The following is a 22,943-nucleotide window of genomic DNA, read 5'->3' as shown; positions in this document are numbered from 1 at the left end:
CTTTTAAATCGACATGTGCTTTTTAAGTAATAAATAATGTCTTTTTATCGTTGAATTAACTCAATGACATAGCAGCTTTTGATTTGTTTTTTGGGAAAACTGATCGATTTCACGCCAGCATTTCTCTCAATTTTTAATGTCTCGTGAGCAGCAAGCTGAACGGAATGATCATCAACATTTACTTGTGTTTCACCACCCTGATTAAAAATAAAAATCAGATCTGCCGAGCTAATAAATGCTTGATCCGCTGCATCATTCAACCACTGAAAACGGGCATGAAACTTTGCAGGATCATAAATTAAATTTAAATCTCGAATTGCACTGTCTAGCAGTTCACTTTGAACCTGACTTTCACCATGAAAAGCAAAAATATCGCCTTGGTTCAACCTTTTGGCAGGAAGATCATCGACATGCAGCACCATGCCTTGTCCATCGAGTACGCTAATAATGCGCTGCTTATTGGGAAATAAAGAAAATGGCCCAGAAGTGGTCACATCAGCCATCGAAATGCGCCAATCGAAATCAGCTTCACCTTGGCTTCGAGCAATTTCTAAAGTAAAGCCAGCACCATTTTTCCAAAGCATTTTTGTATATTGATCGGCCCTGATCAATTCAATCATGGGTTAAATTTCCCTTCGAGATAATAGCGGCTACCCGGATAAATCAGACGTGCGCTTGAAATGAGTTGTTTGTTTGACCACGTGCGGCGACGGATCAGTAAACACGGCTCAGCTTTGGTGATCTTTAACCATTTACACTCTTGCGGAGAGGCTAAAACGGCCTCGACAATATGCTCACCTTCTGACACAGGTGCTTTCGCCATTAAGTAAGCATTTGGGGTAATGGTTTTAAAATCTTGTTGTAGATAATCTGGAATGAGCGCTGCGTCGACTAAACGATCTTCGACCTGAACAGGTACATCATTTTCATAATGCACAATAATCGAGTGAAATAATCTTTGCCCTTCGCGAGTCTGCATTAACACGCTTTGCTCTGCATTTGCATAAATTTGTTCTAAGACTAAAACTTCAGCGTGGTGCTTATGGTTTCGTGCAATAATCTCATCGGCAATATTATTAATCTGAAAAAGTGCAGTTCGGCCTTGCCCTTCAGCAACGAAAGAACCAACGCCTTGAATTCTAACAAGTAGGCCCTCAGTCGTTAACTCACGAAGCGCACGGTTTACAGTCATACGGCTACAACCGAGTTGATTAACCAGTTCACTTTCCGAAGGAATTTTTTTATTTACAGCCCATGAACCTTCATAAATTTTTTGTGAAATCAGTTGTTTTACGCGTTGATATAAAGGAACTGGACTATCAGCTTCAATCGAAAGCTCAGTATGTTCTTGTTTTGATGTTCTGGGCATAACAAATACTCAAAAAGGCGGCAGGCAAAAAGGTATTTTAGTTGACATGCTATGTATATACAACCACATACAACATGTTAATTTATGAATTAAATAGATTTTAAAAAGTTTAAAAATAAACATAGCTCGATAAGAGCTAATTTAAAGTTTTATGTAGAGAAATTCAAATATATAAAGGCTTTATCAATATTTATTTAATAGTTATTTCTGCTATGCCCGTGCTCCATTCAAGGATGTAAAAGTATTGTCTTTTCTGGTTTACGAAATGCTGCTTAAAATTTTTATTTAAAATAACTGATCGATAGTATTCTTCTGCCACACAGTATATTAATAAAGCTGGAAGCACATCGAATGCGTAATTATAAAATAGATATTCTTCGAGGAATGTCTATCCTTTTGGTTCTTTTACACCATTTTAATATTCCTTATAAACTTAAAGATACATGGTTAGGTTTTGATTTCTTAGGTGAAGCATTTAGCACAGTCATCGCAAGAAACGGAAATTATGGCGTCACCATGTTTTTTGTGATTTCGGGTTTTTTAATTACCCATCACACCTTAAAAAGAGATAAACAATTTTCCGCAATTAACCTCAAGCATTTTTATATCCGACGGGCAGCGCGTATTTTACCGTGTCTGGTTTTACTCATTTTAGGTGTAAGCATACTTGGTTCATTTGACTTAAAACCCTTTATGAACCAAGCACCCAATGGTATTGAGGTTTCCTATCCTTTAACCATATTTGCAGCTTTAACCTTCTGGATGAACATCCTGATTATTAAATTCGGTTGGGTAAACTATGCTTTGGGCGTGTTGTGGTCGCTCTCTGTAGAAGAAGTTTTTTACTTTGTTTTTCCATTATTGTGCCTGTTCACGCGTAGTAATAAGGTCTTTATTGCTGCATTGATTGGAGTGATTTTATACGGGCCTTATTTTAGATCTCTACATTTTGGAGAAGAAAGTGGCGCCTATTTATATCATTATTTTTCAAGTTTTGATGGTATAGCAATTGGCTGTTTAACGGCGATATTCTCTCATGCCTACCAACCAGATTGGACTTATAAAAAACCTCTTTCATGGCTAATTATTTTGAGCATGACCGCTCTATATTTATATGCGCCAATTAAAGAAGTGAGTACTTGGGGTATTAGCTTATTTGCTCTTGCCACAGGCTTAATGATTTTGTGTTTTCAACATCCTTCCGAAACGCAAGCGCATAACCTCTTTACAAAAATCATGGTTTGGTTGGGGCAAAGAAGTTATGAAACTTATTTGTTTCATCTGGTTGTGTTGGGGCTTATGAAAGTTACCTTTATTCCGGCTCAAACCGACTCTAGCATCAAAATTATGCTTTTAATTGGCTATCTGGTTCTAACTTTCATCATTAGCGCAGCGATTGAAAAATATTATTCGACACCACTTAACAGCTACATTCGAAAGATTTTCATTAAAGACAAATCATAAAAAAAGCCCCTTTAAAATAGGGGCTTTTTTAATTAAGCGATCAACATGGTTTCATCTTCTTGTTTAAAAGGATTAGACCAGTTCTGCCAAGCTTGTGGTCCTAAAGCCATTTCCTCATCACTTAATAAACAACGATCTAAGCGTTCTATTAAAGCTTGCTCATCCATTTGCATACCAATTAACACCAGCTCCTGACGAGCGTCACCTGTTTGAGCATCCCAAACCTTTTTAATTTCTTCAATACTGGCAAGGTCACTCGGCCAGTCTTCTTCTGCAACGGCCGCCCACCAATAACCTGCTAATCCGTGCCGCGCCATCGCACCTGCTTGTGACCATGAGTAAGCCAATGTCGGTTCAGCAGCCAACCAGAAAAAGCCTTTAGAACGAACGACACCCGGCCATTCAGCCTGCACCAAATTATAAAAACGTTCTGGATGGAAAGGTCTGCGGGCACGGTAAACAAAGCTACTGATTCCATACTCTTCAGTCTCTGGCGTATGCTCACCACGTAACTCTTTTAACCATCCCGGTGCTTGTGCAGCTTCATCAAAATCGAATAATTGTGTATTTAAAATTTTATCTAAAGCGATCTTTCCAAATTGAGCAATTTCAATTCGAGCGCGCGGGTTTAGAGTTTTTAAAATTGCAATGAGTTGGTCTTGCTGAGCCTGATCAATCAGGTCAATTTTATTCAGCACGATTACATCACAAAACTCGATCTGATCAATGAGAAGATCGACCACAGTTCGCTCATCTTGTTCGCCCAAGGACTCACCACGTTGTTGCAGAGAGTCGACTGAACTGTAATCTTTAAGAAAGTTAAAAGCATCGACTACCGTGACCATAGTGTCGAGTCGAGCAAACTCATTGAGTGAATTTCCATCTTCATCTTCAAATGTAAAAGTTTCTGCAACAGGCAGTGGTTCAGAAATGCCAGTTGACTCAATCACCAATTGATCAAAGCGCCCTTCGTCGGCTAAGCGTCTCACCTCAACCAGTAAATCTTCTCGTAGCGTGCAACAGATACAGCCATTACTCATTTCAACCAGTTTTTCATCTGTCCTTGAAAGTTCCGCCCCACCTTCGCGTACTAATGCCGCGTCAATATTCACCTCAGACATATCATTAACAATCACGGCAATGCGGCGGCCTTCACGATTATTTAAAATATGGTTGAGTAATGTGGTCTTTCCTGCACCTAAAAAGCCAGATAAAACAGTGACGGGAAGCTTGGCAAATGAGTTGGCGATTGCAGTGCGCATGGCTTGATCTCTTTGAATAATATTTAAACTGATCATGGCTGGCCATTTAAGTATGGCCAGATCACAGGCGTAATCTATTTCTAAACCACAATAATGTTATGTTATAACATAACTATTGATCAAGTTTTTATTCCAGTTTTATTTAAGCCAAATCACTTAGTCTTTGAAAAAATTGCTTTTATAGTTACTGACAAATTGAGGTTCTATAGTGATGGTCAGGCCCCCATGAACGGAATCCTTGGCTATCAATATGAATTTGTCCCGAAGCATAAACACCCAGACCCATGTTAAGTGCTTGCCCCTTGGTTTCCCAGAACTGACAAAGTTTGGTTTTGGTTTGTTGAATATTAAACTGGTCTAAATCGGTAGGCAGTTCTGGTCCAATTCGAAAATCAAGCGCTGCATTAAAGACATGTCGAGAAGCATCTGCACCACCCGCACAGCGGTTTAAAGATAAAGCTCGATAGGCCGATGTCACTTCAAAATCGTTAATCACACCATCATCAACTAATGCTTTTAAAATGCTAAGCGTCGGAACGATGTTGGACCAAATCTCTCTTGGTGGCACCGCATACGGCTCAACTCCACATTTTTGCCAATCGCGAGCCGAGCGTAATAACTCATGGTCTGGAACTAAATTGGCAAGCCCTTTTTGCTTAAGAAATTGCTTATAAGCTTGTACAGACTGTCCGTGATCTGCGGTTGCGATCCAAGCCACATAATCTTCGGGTTGCTGCTTTATTCTGACCACTGTTTTTATAGGCTGCGGCAAAGTGTGGGTATGTAGAGGAGTTGTTGGCTTGGGCGTTTGAGTACTACACGCTGTAAGAGATAATAAAATTAAACCTAAATAACGTTTCATAAATATGCTCTATCTTCGCCAAAAATGGGAAGACTGCTCATCATTAAATTGAACAAATGTTATATTATAACAATAATAAAGTCCTTTAATTTCTGTTGTTAAATTTTAAAAATAAAAAAGGACGTATGAGATACGTCCTTTTGGTAAATACAACTTACGCTGTTATTAAATATCGGCTTCTAGAGCAGTTAAAGACTGCTCAGCTTTTAGTTTTCGGCGTTTAAATTGATAAGCCACCATCAAACATAAGATCCAGCCAGGAATCATCATGACCGCAACACGCATATCTGGTGTTAAAGACATCACGATTAAAATGCCCAACATAAACACGATGCATAAATAGTTGCTAAATGGATACATGAAGCTTGGGAACTTCGTTGTTTGCCCTTGGCGTTGCATATATTTGCGGAATTTTAAATGCGTCCATGAAATTACAACCCAGTTAATCACAATGGCTGCAACCACAAGCATCATAAGTAAGCCAAATGCTTTTTCAGGGAAAATATAATTTAACAATACACATAAAATAGTCACAGCAGCAGAAAGGATCACTGCATTGGTTGGAATGCCGCGTTTATTAATGTGTGCAAATACTTTTGGTGCATTTCCTTGCTGAGCAAGACCAAGCAACATACGGCTACTGCAATAACTTGTACCGTTATAAACTGAAACAGCAGCAGTCAAAATCACAAAGTTCAACAACGTTGCGATCCCTTGGCTATCTAAAGAAGCAAATACCATCACAAACGGGCTTCCGCCTTGTGCCATTTGATTCCATGGGAATAGCGAGAATAAAACAAAAAGTGTCGCAATATAGAAAATCAAAATACGGTAAATAATTTGATTCACAGCTTTAGGTAAAGTTTTATCAGGGTCACGTGCTTCAGCCGCAGTAATACCGAAAAGTTCGATACCACCGAAAGCAAAAATAATGACAGCCATTGCCATGACTAAACCTTCAACACCAAATGGGAAGAAACCACCAAGTGCCCAAAGGTTCGAAATGCTTGCTTGTGGACCTGCCGTGCCTGTTGCAAGTAAATATGAACCAAAACCAATCATTGCAAGAATCGCCAAGATTTTGACAATAGAAAACCAAAATTCCATTTCGCCAAAAAACTTAACATGTAGCAAATTAATGCCATTAATTAAGACAAAGAAGGTTAAAGCAGATGCCCACGTTGGGATTTGCGGCCACCAATATTGAATATAAAGACCAATTGCGCTTAGTTCTGCCATACAGACGAGCACATTGAGTACCCAATAGTTCCATCCTGACATGAACCCTGCAAATGGTCCCCAATATTTGTAGGCAAAATGACTAAAAGAACCACTGACTGGCTCTTCAACCACCATTTCGCCAAGCTGACGCATCATTAAAAAAGCAATAAATCCTGCAATGGCATAACCGAGGATGACCGATGGACCTGCTAATTTAATCGATTGTGATATACCAAGAAAAAGCCCTGTGCCAATCGCCCCACCCAATGCAATAAGCTGGATGTGCCGATTACTCAAACCATGTTTCAGGTTTCCTTGCTCTTGTGCTGACATATGATTATTCTCATCCGTGTCACGTAATTTTTTTCCAATAAATTACGTATATCATAAATTGATCAAACTTTCATAGATATTCATGAAAAAATAATTGCGTGACTTTTCTCATGACCGCGAATGAAAACAGAAAATACAAGAAATGACAATTATTATGAAATGTGTAATTAAATTATGTATTGCGTAATTTTATGAATTCAGTATTATAGAGACATGAAGCAATTGGTTGTGCTCGGTCTATATCAAACTCATAAGACAAATGATCTAAGCAAAGATTAAAAACTTATTGAGTAGCTCAGTCCTAGACCGAACTTTTATTTGTATAAGACCCGAGATAAAGACAAGGACGCGAAAATGGAACAAAAACTAAACTCTTTTATTGAAGTTTCACCTCAATCAGATTTCACTATTCATAATTTGCCTTATGGTATTTTTAGCAAAACAGCTGATGGCAAGCGTCAGGTCGGTGTAGCTATTGGTGATTGGGTGATTGATCTCGCTGCTCTTGAAAAGCACGGTCTTTTAAAACTCTCAGAACAAGACACATACTTTAATCAACCAACACTGAATAAATTTATCGAGTCTGGCAAAGCCAACTGGTCAAAAGTTCGTAAGACACTACAGTCTCTTCTTTCAGTTGAAAATTTAACACTTCAAGAAAATGAAGCATTACGCCAAGAAGTTTTAGTTAAGCAAGACAGCGTTACTTTGCATTTACCTCTTCAGGTGCCTGGTTATACCGATTTCTATTCTTCTAAAGAACATGCGACCAATGTAGGTTGTATGTTCCGCGACCCTAAAAATGCTTTACTGCCAAACTGGACTGAATTACCTGTTGGTTATAACGGTCGTGCTAGCTCTGTTGTAGTCAGTGGCACTCAAGTTGTGCGTCCGTCTGGACAAATTAAACTTCCAAATGAAGAGCGCCCAGTTTTTTCTGCATCGCGTAAACTCGATTTTGAACTTGAAACAGCATTTGTTATTGGTAAACCAACGGCGCTTGGTCAACCGATCTCGATTGAAAATGCGTGGGACCATATTTTTGGAATGGTATTACTCAATGACTGGTCAGCACGTGATATCCAGCAATGGGAATATGTGCCTCTAGGTCCATTCAATTCAAAATCATTTGCTAGTGCCATCTCACCTTGGGTGGTAACACTTGAAGCACTTGAGCCATTTAAAGTTGAAGGTCCAAAACAAGAGCCTAAACCTTTAGCTTATTTACAAGAAAATATCGCCAACAGTTACGACATTAATTTGAGTGTTGAAATTCAAAGTCCGAAATCGGCACAAAGCGACGTAATCTGCAAAACCAATTTCAAATATATGTATTGGTCTATGTCTCAGCAGCTCACTCACCACACCATTGGCGGCTGTAACGTTCAGGTTGGTGACTTAATGGGTTCAGGTACGATTTCAGGTTCTACACCTGACTCTTATGGCAGCTTGCTTGAGCTTACTTGGAACACCACCAAGCCTTTAACACTTGCCAATGGCGAAACTCGTGGTTTCTTACAAGACGGCGATACACTCATTATGAAAGGGCACTGTGAGAAAAATGGTATTCGCATTGGCTTCGGTGAAGTTCGAAATACGGTTCTTCCTGCATTAACGTTCGACTTTGCAGAAACTTCGGAGCCAGACTATGAAGCTGTATAGTTACTTTCGTAGCTCTGCAGCCTACAGAGTACGAATTGGTCTAAACATTAAAGGTTTAGCTTATGAGACTGTTCCAGTTCATCTGGTAAAAAATGAACAGCAAAGCGAAGACTATTTAAAGTTAAACCGTAGTGCTCTGGTTCCGACATTAATTGACGGCGATTTAACCTTGTCTCAATCGTTAAGTATTTTGGAATATCTAGATGAACAATATCCAGAAACCAAACTACTTCCAAGCGATGTGCAAGAGAGAGCCAAAATTCGTGCTTTTTCCCAAGCAATCGCTTGCGATATTCACCCGTTAAACAACTTACGCGTACTGAAATATTTAAAAAATGACTTAAATATTTCGGACGAACAAAAAAATTATTGGTATCAGCACTGGATTATTGAAGGCTTTCAAAATCTCGAACAGCTACTTCAAGATTCAAATGGACAATTTTGCTTTGGACACGAAGCAACAATTGCAGATTGCTGTCTGATTCCACAGGTTTACAACGCGAAACGCTTCAAGATTGATTTATCTGCGTTTCCAAAAATTGAATCGATTTATCACCATTGTTTGTCTATCCCAGCCTTCTATAACGCGGCGCCAGAACAACAACCAGATTGGGAATAGTAAAAAGGAGTTTTAATATGACATTTGCCATTAAAAAAATACATCACGTTGCATATCGTTGTAAGGATGCGAAAGAAACTGTTGAGTGGTATAAAAAAATGCTCAACATGGACTTCATTTTAGCTTTTGCTGAAGACCATGTGCCTTCAACTAAAGCCTTTGACCCTTACATGCATTTATTCTTAGATGCAGGTCAAGGCAATGTTTTGGCTTTTTTTGAATTGCCAACTCAACCAGACATGGGCCGAGACGAAAATACCCCACAATGGGTACAACACATTGCTTTTGAAGTTGAAGACTTAAATGCGTTGATGGCTGCGAAGCAACATTTAGAAGAAAATGGCGTGAAAGTTTTGGGCGTAACCAACCATGGCATTTTCCACTCAATTTACTTCTTCGATCCAAATGGCCATCGTTTAGAACTGACTTATAACGATGTGCATGCTGAAGAAAAAATTGCAAAAATTACAGAAGAAATGAAAGCTGAAATGCTAGAGGAATGGAGCAAAACTAAACGTGCTCCACACCACACTCATTTCTTACATGAAGCAGAGTTAGGAACCTAATTTAAAAAGAGCAAACTAAAAAGTCGGCATTGATTAGAATTGTTTAAATGAACGGTTCTATATCAATGCCGATTTATATTATTTAAAACTGCTAAATTTCTAGAAAAACGCGCTATAAATAAGAGTGTCGGGATTTTAGAAAAATTGTTGATTATTAAACATGCCAATTTCGCTAATAGAAAAAGGTGATTTCTATTTCTCACTAGGCTCAGGCATGATGTAAATCGCGGCAATTTCAATTTATATTTTGAACATCGCTGTTTAACAGCTGAAGTAACTTTATTAAGGGTATTTAAATGATTGAAGAAAAAGTATCTGGGGGGGTTCAATCACTTGAAGTCGGTTTATCTGTACTAAACGCCCTTTTAGAGCACAATCAACCTATTATTCTCAAAGACCTATCGAGCAAGCTAGAAATGCATCCTGCCAAAGTGCATCGCTATCTGGTCAGCCTTATTCGTATGGAATATGCAAAACAACTTGATGATGGGCAATATGCTTTAGGTGATCAGGCATGGCGCTTAGGTCTCAACTGTGTTCAACATAGCGACACACTACAGCTGGTACAGCATTTAATTTACGACCTACAAAACAAAATTGGTTGCGGCATACAAATTAGTAAATGGTCGCCTAAAGGCCCTGTAGTTGTTCAATCGATTGAATCAAACCACCCTATTTCGATTGTCACTAAAGTCGGCTCAATTATGCCTTTAGTCAATTCTGCTGCGGGACGTTTATTCGCTTCTTATCTTCCAGAGCATTTTGTTCGCCCCTTAATGGAAACAGAATGGCAAAAACATCAAGAGCTAGGTCTAAACATCGCACCACAAAACTGGGAAGCGTTTACAGAGCTTAAAGAAACCATTCGCCAGCAAGAAATGTCGGCAGCGAAAGGTGACTTACTGACAGGAATTAATGCGGTGGGTTTACCTGTGTTTAACTCAAATCAGAGCATTGAATTTTGTATTGTCGCACTGGATAGCGAAATGTTTTTACCAGTCGACCCTCACAGTAAAACGATTGAAATCTTGAAAAATGAAGTAAAGCTCATCAATCAATATATTAAAAGCCGCTAATCAATAGCAATAAAAAAACCAAGAGATCAAACTCTTGGTTTTTTTACATCAGGAATAAAGCTCAGCTTATTTAGCTTCTAGAACACCACGGCGAATTTGGTCACGTTCAATCGACTCAAATAACGCCTTGAAGTTACCTTCACCAAAACCATCATCATCTTTACGTTGAATAAATTCAAAGAAGACTGGACCAATCATGTTTTCAGAGAAAATTTGCAATAACAGTTTCTTCTGACCATCTTTAGTGTTGCCATCTAACAAAATACCACGCTGTTTTAACTCTTCAGTTGGCTCACCATGCTCAGGTAAACGTTCTGGTAGCATTTCATAATAAGTATTTGGCGGCGGTGTCATAAATTTCAGACCGAGGCCTTTTAACTTATCCCAAGTCGAAATTAAGTCATCACAAATAAACGCGATATGTTGAATACCTTCACCATTAAAGTCAGATAGGAACTCTGCAATTTGGCCGTTTCCTTTATCCGAATCTTCGTTTAATGGAATACGGATCTTGCCGTCTGGTGCTGTTAATGCTTTAGACGTTAAGCCCGTATATTCGCCCTTAATATCAAAGTAGCGAATTTCTTGGAAGTTAAAGATTTTTTCATAGAAGTTTGCCCAATACTCCATACGGCCTTTGTAGACATTATGGGTTAAATGGTCAATCTCGTTTAAACCTGCCCCTACTGGATGTCTTTTCGCATCATCAAAGAAGACAAAGTCATTTTCATAAATATCGCGGTCAACTAAGAAGATCGGCATGCCACCAATACCTTTAATTGCCGGAATGTTAAGCTCCATTGGCCCAACTTTTGAATACATTGGTTCAGCGCCAAGCTCTACTGCTTTTTGGAAAGCTTTTGCTGCATCACGTGTTTTGAAACCCATCGCACAAGCAGATGGACCATGTTCATTAAAGAAGAATGACGCATAAGATTCTGGCTGATAATTCAGGATAATATTGATATTTCCTTGACGCCATAAGTACGCTTCTTTCGATTTATGCTTGGCTACTTTTGAAAAGCCGATTGTTTCAAAAATTGGATCTAATTCATTTTCTTTTGAAACAAACTCAATAAATGCAAAACCGCATAATTCTAATGGGTTCTCTAAAATATCCATCTAGTTTCCCTCTGGTGATTACCTGTTCCGTTTATCTCTATTGCTGATGAACTCAGCTCCTTTCTCTATAGAATACGTAATCATTGGGTGAGTCTTTGAACCGTCAAAATGCCTTAACCCAACGCATCCTATGAGAAAAAAACGAATCATTAAAATGAAGATATGATGAGCGTAGAGCCTTTGATGATTAATTTCCGTTCCATGTGGTGATTATTTTCCATACACACTGTCCTTTGTTATCTAAAAGTACGATTGAGATTTTTCAATAAACCCTTAAAAATCGTCTTTTCCTAAAAATCATTTATAGATTTATGGAGACCAACATCCTTGTTGGATCTCCATTGGCCATTTACCTTGAATTAGATGCTACTAAAAACAATTAAATTATGCAATACATAACTTAATTATGAATTGCATAATTTTAGTAATATTAAATTAAGTAATTTTAAAATTAATGGTCAGTTTCCAAATTTTGTTTATGATTTCTACAATAAGCCCTACCATCCATTTGATTTAGGAAAACTTATGATCTTAGTCAGCGCCTGTTTAATTGGTGAACCTGTTCGATATGATGGTAAATCTTGTCCAAATACTTTACTTAAGCAGCTATTACTCAATAAAAAAGCCCAATCATTATGCCCAGAGTTATTAGGAGGTTTTACTACTCCTCGCTTACCCGCAGAAATTGTGGGAGGAACAGGTCAAGATGTGCTTGATGGCAAAGCAAAAATTACCGATTCATCTGGTTTAGATGTAACAGACTTATATTTGAAAGGCGCTTACCGCACTTTAAAAATTGCACAGCAAATAAAAGCAAGCTGTGTGGTTTTAAAAGAAAATAGCCCTTCTTGTGGTAGTCAAAAAATTTATAACGGGACTTTTCAAGGGGAAAAAATTGTTGGAACTGGAATTACCACGGCACTATTGCAGCGCCATGGTTTTGAAGTAATTTCTGAAAATGAGATTGAAGATTGGTTAGTAACACATCCTCTTTAATGGTTGTCTGCTCAATCAAAACCCTCTTAATTGCTTTCTAAAATGGAAACAAAAGGCACTCAATAGACAAGCTACTAAATAACTCAGAGCGGCCATCCACCAAAAACCATAAATTCCCATCGCAGAAATCGAAATATCCTGCCAATGTAGACCTTTATAGGCCATCCACCAACCACCGCCCAATCCACAACCCAGCACAACGACCAAGAAAATTAGCATCGGTAAAATCGACACATCCCAACAGCGTAACAAAGAGGTCAATAACGCCATTAAGCCATCTAGAAAATGAAACATACAGACAATCAACAACAAGGATGCTGCCAAAATCTGCACGGCCAAATCGTCTGAATAGAACGTAACAATTAAGTCCCGTTCCAGCAATAAACACAGGGACAGACTGCCACTCACTGCCATAATTACCCATATACTTTGTTTGGCAATTTTATTTGCTTCTTCCATGTTGCCGCTGCCCATAGATCGGGACACCAAAATGCTATAAGCCGAGGCAATTGATGAAGGGAAAATAAACATGAAGCCGCCAGTACTCGCGACAATTTGATGAGCTGCTGACACCACACTCCCAAAAGGTAAAATCAGAATAGCAACCGAACAAAATGCAACGACATCCATCAACGCCATGATTGCTGTCGGGATACCTATTTTTAAAATCATCCGCAGACTCTGTCGGCTATCTTCAACCGAATGTTCTGGATGTTCAATAAAGATGTATCCTTTCTCTAGGAAAAACAGGTAATAAACAGCCAACATAAACCACCGTACAATGAGAGTGGCTAACAAAGCCCCTATCGCACCGAGTGGCGGAATTGAAAATAAAGCGACACCATAAATTAAAAGATAGGACAAAATAATTTTAAGAATGAAGAAAATGCTATCTGATAGTAAAACCTTATGCGCATTTTCAGTGACCTGAGACAAAGCTGTAAATAAGCGCATCAGTAAATGCGCAGGTAAAATAAATACCAAAGCCCAAATACAGTTTTTAGTAATTGAAATGACATGTTCAGATGCACCAAATAATTTTGGTAGATCACGGAACAAGTAAAGCAAGCCAATACTAATCAATACTGAACATAACATCAGCCAAATGCCTTGAATAAAAATTTGACGAATATGGGGTATGTCATGGCAACCATAAGCTTCCGAAAGCTTGAGTATCACGCCTTGCAGGATACCCATTCCAATGACGTAAACCACTGTATATAAAGATAAGGTCACCGATAATGCGGCGACATGGTCATTACTAAAATGCCCTACATAAGCAATATCAATCAATCCACTTAAAACTAGAATTAAATTGCTTGAGAGCATGGGAATAAATAATTTAAAAATCTGGTTCATCTAGGAAATACCTTATTTTTCTTTGCGATTTATACTCATATTCACGTTATTTTTAGTGCATCAATCCAAAGCAAAAGACATACCAGCTCTAAATTCAGCTCCCGTAAAATATGCTTTAAATAAAAAGGCCAAACTATTCGTTTGGCCTTCTTTTGTAATGTATGTTGTTTATACAGTTATTCTTGTTTGTGTTTACTTGCCCAATAAGTCGCAAGTGCAGGACCAGAAATATTGTGCCAAAGGCTGAAAATTGCGCTTGGTACAGCTGTAATTGGAGAAGCAGCAAAATGTACTGCTGCGAGCGCTACACCTAAACCTGAGTTTTGCATACCGACTTCTACAGCAATTGCCTTACTGTCTGCATAAGGCAATTTAAAGAATCTTGCTGCTGCAAAACCTAATAAATATCCAAATCCATTATGTAATATCACTACCGCCAAAATAAGCAAACCCGACTGTAAAATAGCCGCTTTACTACCGCCAATAATGGCTGCCACAATCGCTACAATTGCAATCACTGAAACTAATGGCATGACCTGAATATAGGATTCGACTTGACGCTTGAGCCATGTTCTTAAAATTAGACCAACCACAATAGGAAGCAACACCACCTGCAAAATCGAAATAAACATCGAAGCTGCATCAATCTTTAACCATTGACTCGCGAGCAAATAAAAAATCGCTGGTGTTAATACTGGTGCTAAAAGTGTTGATACTGATGTACAAGCCACCGATAAAGCCACATTGCCTTTGGCCATGTAGGTAATCACATTTGAAGCAGTTCCACCGGGACAGCACCCCACTAAAATAACCCCAACGGCAATTTCAGGCGGTAAGTTAAATAATTTACATAGAACATATGCTAAACCGGGCATCACCACAAACTGGGCAACCACCCCAATCAACACAGCTTTAGGACTTTGCAATACACCTTTAAAGTCGTCTACCGTCATGGTCATTCCCATGCCGAGCATAATAATGCCCAAAATCCATGGAATGTAAGCTTTGAGCCAAACAAAAAATTCAGGCTGCCATAGCGCTAGTGCTGCAAAAACAATAACCCATAGGGCAAAAGTTTTTTGAATAAATTGGGTAAAGCGCAGTAATGCAGACATACTTTCTATCCCTAAAAATTAAAATACTAGACCAATAGACTTAGCGCCCACTCAACAGATCAGTCGATTGAATACGGATAACACCTTGTTGCTGCATGGTTTGCCACGCGTGTTCTAACGAGCCATTCAGATCAATAGCTTTACAAGCATCTTCAACCACTAAAGTTTTAAAACCTTGTTTAACTGCATCCAAGGCAGTCCATGCCACACAAAAGTCCGTGGCAATTCCGACCACATAAACCGTATCAATACCGCGTTCTTTTAAGTAACCCGTTAAACCCGTCATTGTGGCATGGTCTGCTTCCATAAAAGCCGAGTAGCTATCAATATGAGCATGAAAACCCTTTCGAATAATCAGTTGAGCAGTCGGAATATTTAAATTCGGATGAAATTCGGCATCGTGGGTACCTTGCACACAATGCTTAGGCCAAAGCACTTGTGGCCCATAGTCGAGTTCAATGGTTTCAAATGGCTGCTTACCCGAATGGTTTTGAGCAAAAGAGATATGATTATCGGGATGCCAATCTTGTGTCAAAACAACATTTTCAAAATAATCAGCAAGTTGGTTAATCGTTGGAATAATTGTATCGGCATCGGCAACTGCTAAATTTCCACCCGGTGTAAAACCATTTTGCACATCAACTACGATTAAAACCGCATTTTGTGGTTGTTTATTCATATTCATGTCATCTTCAATCCCAACCGGGAAAATTGCATTCTATCTTGCCATAAAAAAAGTACATATTAAGTAAGGTCCAGTCGAATCAGGCTCTATTGTTATATTTACTGGCCTCTCTCAGCTGACAATAATGAAAACATCCTATCTTTTCCTCAAGTTTACCTCGCGATTATCCGTTAGGCGTATTGTTCTTATGCGTCTGATCAGTCATAATTTGCATAATTGTCATTCAACAATCTGTTATTGTTAGAACTGGACAATCAAAATACTGCAACCATCCCACATTTTGTTTTTCTTACCTCAGATTCGGATGGATAAATAGGATATTTTTAAAAATGACTCAGCAAGCACAGACCATTCAAGGCTCAATCGTCGCAATCGTCACACCAATGTTGAAAGACGGCGGTGTAGATTGGAAGGGTCTTGAGAAGCTGGTTGAGTGGCACATAGAACAAGGTACAAACAGTATTGTAGCCGTCGGTACAACCGGCGAAGCCTCAACATTGAGCATGGAAGAGCACACACAGGTTATTAAAGAAATTATTCGTGTAGCCAATAAACGTATTCCAATTATTGCCGGTACTGGTGCAAACTCAACCCGTGAAGCAATCGAATTAACTAAAGCTGCGAAAGATCTTGGCGCGGATGCAGCTTTACTTGTGACGCCATACTATAACAAGCCAACTCAAGAAGGCCTATTCCAACACTATAAAGCGATTGCTGAAGCCGTAGAACTACCTCTTATTCTTTATAACGTACCAGGTCGTACTGGTGTAGATCTTGCAAACGATACAGCTGTACGTTTAGCAGAGATCCCTAATATTGTTGGTATTAAAGATGCGACAGGTGATGTACCTCGCGGTAAAGCATTAATCGAAGCTTTAAACGGCAAGATGGCTGTCTACTCAGGTGACGACGAAACTGCTTGGGAACTCATGCTTCTTGGCGCTGACGGTAATATTTCGGTTACTGCAAATGTTGCACCTAAAGCAATGAGTGAAGTATGCGCTGTTGCGATTGCCAAAGATGAACAACAAGCGAAGACGATTAACAATAAGATTGCAAATTTACACAATATTCTATTTTGCGAATCAAACCCAATTCCTGTGAAATGGGCACTACATGAGATGGGACTGATTGATACTGGTATTCGTTTACCACTCACTCCTCTCGCTGAGCAATATCGCGAACCTCTCCGCAATGCCCTAAAAGATGCGGGAATTATTTAATAAGAGCAATTTATGATGCAATTACGTCTTGGTTTAGTCCTTGCAGTTTCAGCCTTAAGTTTAGCTGGTTGTGGTCGCTTCGCAATTAATAATCACTCTTTAGATTATAAAAATGCCAAGCAACTTGCCCCGCTTGAGTATCCTGCCGATGCAACTGTACGACCAGCGACACCTTTGTATCCTGCACCAACTGTTGACCAGCTCGCTATTGAGCACGCGCCGAAGTTTGAAAACCAGCGTGGTAACCGTTTTGCATTGCCACGCCCTGAACAAACTCAAGGTAACAATGCAACAGCAGATGCATCTGCTCAAACGACAACTGCGCTTGGACGTCCTCAGCTTGTGACCGACGGTAATAAAAACCCATTATTAAAAGTTGATGGGAATACGACCGAGATCTGGCAATACACCAAAGCGACATTAAGTACTTTAAATTACAACATCATCGCTCAAGGCAGTAATCAGGCGACGATTAAAGTAAATGACAATACTTATGTGCTTAAACTTACTGGTGTAGGTTCAAGTCATACTCTTGCTCTATTTAATGTAGACAACACTTTTGCAAGCCCAGATGTGGCTGCTGAAGTGTTAAACCAGATTTACCAAAATTGGCCAGCCTAGTCGTTTACTAGGCATTTTTTTTAAAAGGTTCCCTCATGTTAAAACAAACCTTGCTCTATACTGGTAAAGCAAAATCTGTATATGAAACAGACAATGCCGACCATCTGATTTTAGTCTTTCGTGATGATGCCTCTGCGTTCAACGGCGAAAAAATCGAACAACTAGATCGTAAAGGCAAGGTGAACAACCTTTTTAACGCCTTCATCATGGAAAAACTTGCTGCTGCGGGTATTGAAACGCATTTTGAAAAATTGCTTTCTCCAACTGAAGTGCTTGTTAAAAAACTTCAAATGATTCCTGTTGAATGTGTAATTCGTAACTACGCAGCTGGTTCTCTATGCCGTCGTTTAGGTGTAGAAGAAGGTAAAGAGTTAACTCCTCCTACATTTGAATTGTTCTATAAAGATGACGGTCTAGGCGACCCAATGGTTAACGAATCTCAAGCGATTGCTTTAGGTTGGGCGACTGCTGAACAATTAGAACAAATGAAAGTGTTAACTTACCAAGTAAACGATGTATTAAAAGCATTATTTGCTGAAGGCAACATGATCTTGGTGGACTTCAAGCTTGAATTCGGTGTTTTCCATGACCGTATCGTGCTTGGTGATGAATTCTCTCCAGACGGCTGCCGTCTATGGGATAAAGACTCTAAGAAGAAACTCGACAAAGACCGTTTCCGTCAAGGTTTAGGCGGTGTTGTTGAAGCTTATGAAGAAGTTGCTGCTCGTTTAGGCGTAGATTTATCTGCTCTCTAATCGTTCAAACTTCATGAAAAACCGGGCTTTAGCCCGGTTTTTTTATATTTAATTACTTGAGATATTAAAAAGTAGACAGATTTGTCTATTAAAGTAAATTAGCACTTGCACAAACTTAATTTAAAACACTAAAATCTAAAAAAACATTAAGCACTTCACAATAATTAAATTTCAAAACTAGGGTAAAGCTATGGAAATATCTAAGCTTGAAAAGAGATTAACGAATCATCCAATCCTTTTTGGTGAAAATCCTTTGGTCTTATTAACTAACTTTAGCAATTCCGCCTTAAAACAAGGCTGGAGTCAGGCAGAAGTCGAATCTGTTATTTCTAAAGCCTCCCAAGGTGACTATATGGCACTGATCCGTACGTTAAGGGCTTATACATTTCTTTAATCTTATTGCTGATAATCTGCTGCCACTTCACATTCAATTTATAAAAAGACACATAAAGCTGTTAGGAATCGACTGGATTTATCCCAAGTACTGCCTTATCAATAAATAAAAATAAGAAATATAAATTATTTATTCAGTGAGGAGTAAACCTGATGGATCATGAAATAGAGGAAAAAAAGGTCGAGAAAACCTTAAGCTGGCGTGAAAAAATGGCAGTTGAAGAACATGAAAAACTGTCACCCCGTTTGGTCTATGAAATTATCCGCCGTGATGGTGCCGAAGAGCTGGATCGTCCAACGGCCGCACTGATCTTTTCAGGGATTGCGGCGGGTTTAGTCATCAGTTTTTCATTTGTATTTAAAGCCATTATTGCTTCTTATCTCCCAACTGATGCTGTTTGGACCGATTTAATCACCAATATCGGTTATACCATTGGGTTCCTGATCGCTATTTTGGGTCACATGCAACTCTTTACCGAGAATACCATCACCACTGTTGTGCCTTTATTCAAACCCTTTACCTTCGATAAATTACGAGCAGTGGGCCGCTTATGGGGGATTGTGATTCTCTGCAATATCATTGGGACAGCGTTGGCGAGTTTATTTTTCTTAACTACTCACCTGTTTACTCCAGATATTGACAAAGCACTGGATGAACTCGCCCATCATGTCGGTTCCTTTTCTGCAACCCAGAATATGCTCAAAGGTATTATGTCAGGGCTGTTAATTGCTGCCTTGGTTTGGATGTTGCCCTCAGTTACTAATAAGTTCCTGCTCATCTTTTTCATGACTTACTTGATAGGACTGGGTGACTTTACCCATGTAGTGGTGGGTTCTACAGAAATGTCCTATCTCGTCTGGCAAGGAGAGGCTTCCATTAATGACTATCTGTTTACTTTCCTGATCCCCACCACTATTGGCAATATTATTGGCGGCACAGGTGTATTTACACTACTGATTTATGGTCAAGTGACTGAAGAACTAGAGCAGAAGCATCAATAAACTATTGTTCCTGCTGCCATCTGCGTTGCTGTAAGCGCTCACCTTCAACCTCACGCTTGTTTCTTGCAGATTCATAGAGTTTGGTTCCCTTTAACTCAGGTGGCAAATAGTCCTGCAACACAAAGTGCTCAGGATAATCGTGAGGATAGAGATAATTAATCCCATAACCTTGTTGCTTCATCAGCTTGGTCGGCGCATTTCTCAAATGTAAAGGCACAGGCAAATTTGCCGTTTTTTCAGCAAGTTCCAGAGCCTTATTAATCGCTAAATAAGTACTATTACTCTTTGCACTCGTTGCTAAATAAACCGCAGTTTGGCCCAGAATAATTCGAGCCTCAGGCATCCCCACTGCTTGTACAGAGCGGAAACACTCACCTGCAAGTAATAGCGCATTTGGGTTAGAGTTTCCGATATCTTCGGAGGCTGCAATCAGCATACGTCTTGCAATAAAAACTGGATCTTCTCCACCTTTGAGCATACGTGCCATCCAATACAGGGTTGCATCTGGATCACTACCACGAATTGATTTAATAAAGGCAGAAACGAGGTCGTAATGCTGCTCACCCGATTTGTCATAACGCGCAATATTTTGCTGAGCGACTTTCACCACCACCGCATTGGTAATCGTGTTTTCAACTTCTGGCTCAAACGTACTTGCAATTAAATCCAGTAAATTAAGCGCCTTACGAGCATCGCCTGCTGCAAATTGTATGAGAGCATCGTATTCTTCAACATGAATGTAACGCTCTTTTAAGAATTTATCGGCTTGAAGTGCATTATTGAGGAGTGTCTGAATTGCCTCACTGTCTAAACTATTTAAGGTATAGACCTGACAGCGAGATAAAAGCGCACTATTCACCTCAAAAGATGGGTTTTCAGTCGTCGCGCCAATTAAGGTAATTTTGCCTTTTTCAACTGCACCCAATAATGCATCTTGCTGTGATTTATTAAAGCGGTGAATTTCGTCAATAAAAACCACAGGTGTCAGTAAATCACCACTTTCTGCAATCACTTCACGTAATTCTTTTACGCCCGTATTCAGCGCAGATAAGCTCACAAATGGGCGATCTATCGCTTGAGCCAAAAGCAAAGCAATTGTTGTTTTACCAACGCCTGGTGGTCCCCAAAAAATAATAGAAGGCAAATGCCCCTGATCAATCATTTGACGTAAGGGCGCATGTTCACCTAATAAATGATCTTGCCCAATAATTTCAGACAAGTCTCTCGGGCGCAGGCGTTCAGGAAGTGGAATATGGGTGTCTGACATCTCAAATGGCTTTATCGTCTTTTCACTATAGTCTATTGTGTCTCACAGAAATCTACAATTTGAATCTATGAGACACGTCCGTTATTTACAGGCTGGTTCGCATTAAGAGGGCTTCTTACTCAGCTTCAGTAAACGCGCATTTGAGCCGTCTTCAATCACCCAAATCGAGCCATCTTGGGCTTCATGTAATCCACGAATACGTTTTTTCATATCTAATCTTTGCACTTCTTTCACGGGTTTATGCTCTAAATCCACCACAATAATTGCTTCTGAAGATAGCCCGCCGATTAACGCCTTATTTTTCCATGCAGGAAATTGTTGTCCCTGATAAATGATCAGGCTCGACGGAGAGATTACGGGAGTCCAGTCAATTTCTGGTGCTTTAAATTCTGGGCGAGTGTGATGGTCTGGAATAGGTTGACCTGAATAATGGTCTCCATTTGAAACGATTGGATAACCATAATTTTCACCTTTTACGATGACGTTAAGCTCATCACCACCTTTAGGCCCCATTTCAACTACCCAGAGTTGTCCTTGGCGGTCAAAAGCCATACCTAATGGATTACGGTGTCCAAGCGACCATATTTCAGCAGTAACCCCGCCTTGCTTATAAAAAGGGTTATCTACAACCGCTGAACCATCCTCATTTAAACGCAAGATTTTACCCAAGTTACTTTTCATGTTTTGAGCAGGGTCAAACTTTTGTCGCTCACCTGAACTGACCCACAGCTTACTGTCCGCACCAAAAAGCATACGATGTCCATAATGGCCTTGTCCTGAAACTTTAGGTACTTGCTGCCAAATCTGCTTTATATTGGTAAGTTTTGGCTGATTGGGATTAGATAAATCTAATTTCGCACGCGAAATCACTGCCCCAGATCCGCCTTGCCCTTTTGTAGCGTAGCTGAGATAAACCCAATAATTCTTAGCAAAGTCAGGGTGTAAAGCTACATCTCCTAAACCACCCTGTCCCCCATAGTTCACTGCTGGAACGCCTTGAACATCCAAGATTTGTTTATTTTTAGGGTTAAAAATTTTTAATTTACCTTGCCGTTCAGTGACTAATAAACGCTGATCAGGCAAGCTGGTCAAAGCCCAAGGTTCATTGAATTGAGCAAATATTTCAGTTTGATAAGGTTGTTTGGTTAAGGCGGTCTGCTCTGTTTTTGCAGACGTATTTTGTTCAAGATTTTTTGAATTTGTATTATTAGACCCACAAGCCATCAACAAAAAAAAGCTACTACATAATAAGGGGGTTGCTAATCGTCTCATCACTCTTATCTCCTTTTGTTTTTATTGTTATATAACGGAGATGAGTAAAAAATTTACGATAAAATGTTACTTTATAATACGTTGTAATTAAAAATGCCCATCATAAGCATATTAACGCACCCATCTTACGACATAATCTTCAAGATCATCTTCATGGACATCAACTTCAGAAAGACAACGTCCAGCAACTGACTTTTTCGCCTTAACGACGCTTTGTCTCGAACCTGTATTTAAATAATGCCAAGAAGGTAGATTTTTGCCTTCATTCAATCGCTTATAGGCACAGCTCGATGGTAACCAATGAATTGTTTTTAAAGACTCTGGGGTTAGTTGCAAACAGTCTGGCACTTGCTGCTGACGATTTGGATAATCGGTACAACGTCCTGTATCACAATCGAGTAACTTACAGGCCACTTTGGTATAAGCCACCTCATGGGTATCTTCATCTTCAAGCTTGACCAAACAGCACAAACCACACCCATCGCATAAAGCTTCCCACTCAATTTGAGTGAGTTGCTCTAATGGATAGTTTTTCCAGAAGAGTGGTCGAAGTGAGGTCTCGGTAGACATAATGTTTTAGCAGCTGATGAGATGAAACAGTGACTAAGTATAACATTGAAGTCGTCTGTACGAAAAAAGAAGCTGTATTCCTAGCATCACAAAATGATTGTTTAATATACATTTCAACCACATAAACGA

Annotated in this window: 23 protein-coding genes; 11 read left to right on the top strand and 12 right to left on the bottom strand. The window is 39.4% G+C overall.

From position 1 onward, the window contains the following. Window positions 1-44 precede the first annotated feature (44 nt). Together I7H67_RS05930 and hutC are read right to left on the bottom strand one after the other, a co-directional pair. Window positions 45-620, bottom strand: coding sequence for a HutD family protein (locus tag I7H67_RS05930; protein ID WP_198307356.1), 576 nt, complete (start codon window positions 618-620; stop codon window positions 45-47). Further along, window positions 617-1,369, bottom strand: coding sequence for a histidine utilization repressor (gene hutC / locus I7H67_RS05925; protein WP_032067955.1), 753 nt, complete (start codon window positions 1,367-1,369; stop codon window positions 617-619). The genes I7H67_RS05930 and hutC overlap by 4 nt, the downstream gene beginning before the upstream one ends. A gap of 351 nt (window positions 1,370-1,720) precedes the next feature. Here hutC and I7H67_RS05920 point away from each other — a divergent pair, with 351 nt between their 5' ends. Then, window positions 1,721-2,833: an acyltransferase family protein gene (locus I7H67_RS05920; protein ID WP_198307355.1), complete on the top strand. Its 1,113-nt coding sequence runs from the start codon at window positions 1,721-1,723 to the stop codon at window positions 2,831-2,833. A gap of 32 nt (window positions 2,834-2,865) precedes the next feature. Here the strand turns inward: I7H67_RS05920 and zigA are convergent, their stop codons facing one another. From zigA to I7H67_RS05905, 3 genes are all read right to left on the bottom strand, one after another. Beyond that, window positions 2,866-4,131: a zinc metallochaperone GTPase ZigA gene (gene zigA / locus I7H67_RS05915; protein ID WP_198307354.1), complete on the bottom strand. Its 1,266-nt coding sequence runs from the start codon at window positions 4,129-4,131 to the stop codon at window positions 2,866-2,868. Between the two features lie 148 nt (window positions 4,132-4,279). Beyond that, window positions 4,280-4,957 carry a YcbK family protein gene (locus I7H67_RS05910; RefSeq protein ID WP_198307353.1) on the bottom strand — a complete coding sequence of 226 codons (678 nt, stop codon included), beginning with the start codon at window positions 4,955-4,957 and terminating at the stop codon, window positions 4,280-4,282. 165 nt (window positions 4,958-5,122) lie between these two features. Continuing rightward, on the bottom strand, window positions 5,123-6,511 hold the full coding sequence (locus I7H67_RS05905; protein ID WP_198307352.1) for an amino acid permease: 1,389 nt from the start codon (window positions 6,509-6,511) through the stop codon (window positions 5,123-5,125). 354 nt (window positions 6,512-6,865) lie between these two features. Between I7H67_RS05905 and fahA the strand changes: the two genes are divergently transcribed. The 4 genes from fahA (at window position 6,866) to I7H67_RS05885 (ending at window position 10,434) form a co-directional block, all read left to right on the top strand. After that, a complete protein-coding gene (gene fahA, locus I7H67_RS05900; protein WP_151821542.1) occupies window positions 6,866-8,173 on the top strand; it encodes a fumarylacetoacetase in 1,308 nt (435 codons plus the stop codon). Beyond that, on the top strand, window positions 8,160-8,792 hold the full coding sequence (maiA, locus tag I7H67_RS05895) for a maleylacetoacetate isomerase (protein WP_151821543.1): 633 nt from the start codon (window positions 8,160-8,162) through the stop codon (window positions 8,790-8,792). The genes fahA and maiA overlap by 14 nt, the downstream gene beginning before the upstream one ends. A gap of 17 nt (window positions 8,793-8,809) precedes the next feature. Beyond that, window positions 8,810-9,358 (top strand): VOC family protein, encoded by a 549-nt coding sequence (locus I7H67_RS05890; RefSeq protein ID WP_004790185.1) that lies wholly within the window; start codon window positions 8,810-8,812, stop codon window positions 9,356-9,358. Between the two features lie 296 nt (window positions 9,359-9,654). Beyond that, complete coding sequence (locus tag I7H67_RS05885; protein ID WP_005300427.1) at window positions 9,655-10,434, top strand: IclR family transcriptional regulator; 780 nt, start codon at window positions 9,655-9,657, stop codon at window positions 10,432-10,434. A gap of 66 nt (window positions 10,435-10,500) precedes the next feature. Here the strand turns inward: I7H67_RS05885 and hppD are convergent, their stop codons facing one another. Next, window positions 10,501-11,556: a 4-hydroxyphenylpyruvate dioxygenase gene (hppD, locus tag I7H67_RS05880; protein WP_151767025.1), complete on the bottom strand. Its 1,056-nt coding sequence runs from the start codon at window positions 11,554-11,556 to the stop codon at window positions 10,501-10,503. Between the two features lie 525 nt (window positions 11,557-12,081). On the opposite strand from hppD, the gene I7H67_RS05875 reads away from it, so the two are divergent. Then, complete coding sequence (locus I7H67_RS05875; RefSeq protein WP_151767024.1) at window positions 12,082-12,552, top strand: DUF523 domain-containing protein; 471 nt, start codon at window positions 12,082-12,084, stop codon at window positions 12,550-12,552. A gap of 15 nt (window positions 12,553-12,567) precedes the next feature. Here I7H67_RS05875 and I7H67_RS05870 read toward each other — a convergent pair whose 3' ends face one another. From I7H67_RS05870 to pncA, 3 genes are all read right to left on the bottom strand, one after another. Continuing rightward, window positions 12,568-13,911, bottom strand: coding sequence for an MATE family efflux transporter (locus tag I7H67_RS05870; RefSeq protein ID WP_198307351.1), 1,344 nt, complete (start codon window positions 13,909-13,911; stop codon window positions 12,568-12,570). Between the two features lie 176 nt (window positions 13,912-14,087). Further along, window positions 14,088-15,026, bottom strand: a complete 939-nt coding sequence (locus tag I7H67_RS05865) for a bile acid:sodium symporter family protein (protein ID WP_107880401.1) — start codon at window positions 15,024-15,026, stop codon at window positions 14,088-14,090. A 40-nt stretch (window positions 15,027-15,066) separates the two neighbouring features. Next, window positions 15,067-15,711 (bottom strand): bifunctional nicotinamidase/pyrazinamidase, encoded by a 645-nt coding sequence (pncA, locus tag I7H67_RS05860; protein ID WP_151767022.1) that lies wholly within the window; start codon window positions 15,709-15,711, stop codon window positions 15,067-15,069. 329 nt (window positions 15,712-16,040) lie between these two features. Between pncA and dapA the strand changes: the two genes are divergently transcribed. The 5 genes from dapA to I7H67_RS05835 all read left to right on the top strand — a co-directional run bounded on the left by dapA (window position 16,041) and on the right by I7H67_RS05835 (window position 19,705). Beyond that, window positions 16,041-16,934 carry a 4-hydroxy-tetrahydrodipicolinate synthase gene (gene dapA / locus I7H67_RS05855; protein WP_005300412.1) on the top strand — a complete coding sequence of 298 codons (894 nt, stop codon included), beginning with the start codon at window positions 16,041-16,043 and terminating at the stop codon, window positions 16,932-16,934. A 15-nt stretch (window positions 16,935-16,949) separates the two neighbouring features. Then, on the top strand, window positions 16,950-17,555 hold the full coding sequence (locus tag I7H67_RS05850; protein WP_081399090.1) for a lipoprotein-34 precursor (NlpB): 606 nt from the start codon (window positions 16,950-16,952) through the stop codon (window positions 17,553-17,555). A gap of 35 nt (window positions 17,556-17,590) precedes the next feature. Next, window positions 17,591-18,310: a phosphoribosylaminoimidazolesuccinocarboxamide synthase gene (purC, locus tag I7H67_RS05845; protein ID WP_004790203.1), complete on the top strand. Its 720-nt coding sequence runs from the start codon at window positions 17,591-17,593 to the stop codon at window positions 18,308-18,310. A 190-nt stretch (window positions 18,311-18,500) separates the two neighbouring features. After that, entirely contained in the window at window positions 18,501-18,704 is a 204-nt protein-coding gene (locus tag I7H67_RS05840) for a hypothetical protein (RefSeq protein ID WP_013196537.1), read from the top strand. A 152-nt stretch (window positions 18,705-18,856) separates the two neighbouring features. Then, window positions 18,857-19,705: a formate/nitrite transporter family protein gene (locus tag I7H67_RS05835; protein ID WP_192454680.1), complete on the top strand. Its 849-nt coding sequence runs from the start codon at window positions 18,857-18,859 to the stop codon at window positions 19,703-19,705. A 1-nt stretch (window position 19,706) separates the two neighbouring features. On the opposite strand, the gene I7H67_RS05830 is transcribed toward I7H67_RS05835, so the two are convergent. The 3 genes from I7H67_RS05830 to I7H67_RS05820 all read right to left on the bottom strand — a co-directional run bounded on the left by I7H67_RS05830 (window position 19,707) and on the right by I7H67_RS05820 (window position 22,814). Then, on the bottom strand, window positions 19,707-20,972 hold the full coding sequence (locus I7H67_RS05830; RefSeq protein WP_111855307.1) for a replication-associated recombination protein A: 1,266 nt from the start codon (window positions 20,970-20,972) through the stop codon (window positions 19,707-19,709). A gap of 102 nt (window positions 20,973-21,074) precedes the next feature. Beyond that, the gene (locus tag I7H67_RS05825) at window positions 21,075-22,247 is read right to left on the bottom strand and encodes a PQQ-dependent sugar dehydrogenase (protein ID WP_198307350.1); all 1,173 of its coding nucleotides are present in this window, start codon (window positions 22,245-22,247) and stop codon (window positions 21,075-21,077) included. Window positions 22,248-22,355: 108 nt separating this feature from the next. Beyond that, the gene (locus I7H67_RS05820; RefSeq protein ID WP_004790211.1) at window positions 22,356-22,814 is read right to left on the bottom strand and encodes a YcgN family cysteine cluster protein; all 459 of its coding nucleotides are present in this window, start codon (window positions 22,812-22,814) and stop codon (window positions 22,356-22,358) included. Window positions 22,815-22,943 lie beyond the last annotated feature (129 nt).

This window comes from Acinetobacter sp. ACIN00229 (genome assembly GCF_016106645.1).
In the GTDB taxonomy this organism is placed as follows: domain Bacteria; phylum Pseudomonadota; class Gammaproteobacteria; order Pseudomonadales; family Moraxellaceae; genus Acinetobacter; species Acinetobacter oleivorans.
This window is presented reverse-complemented; position numbering and strand designations above follow the sequence as displayed.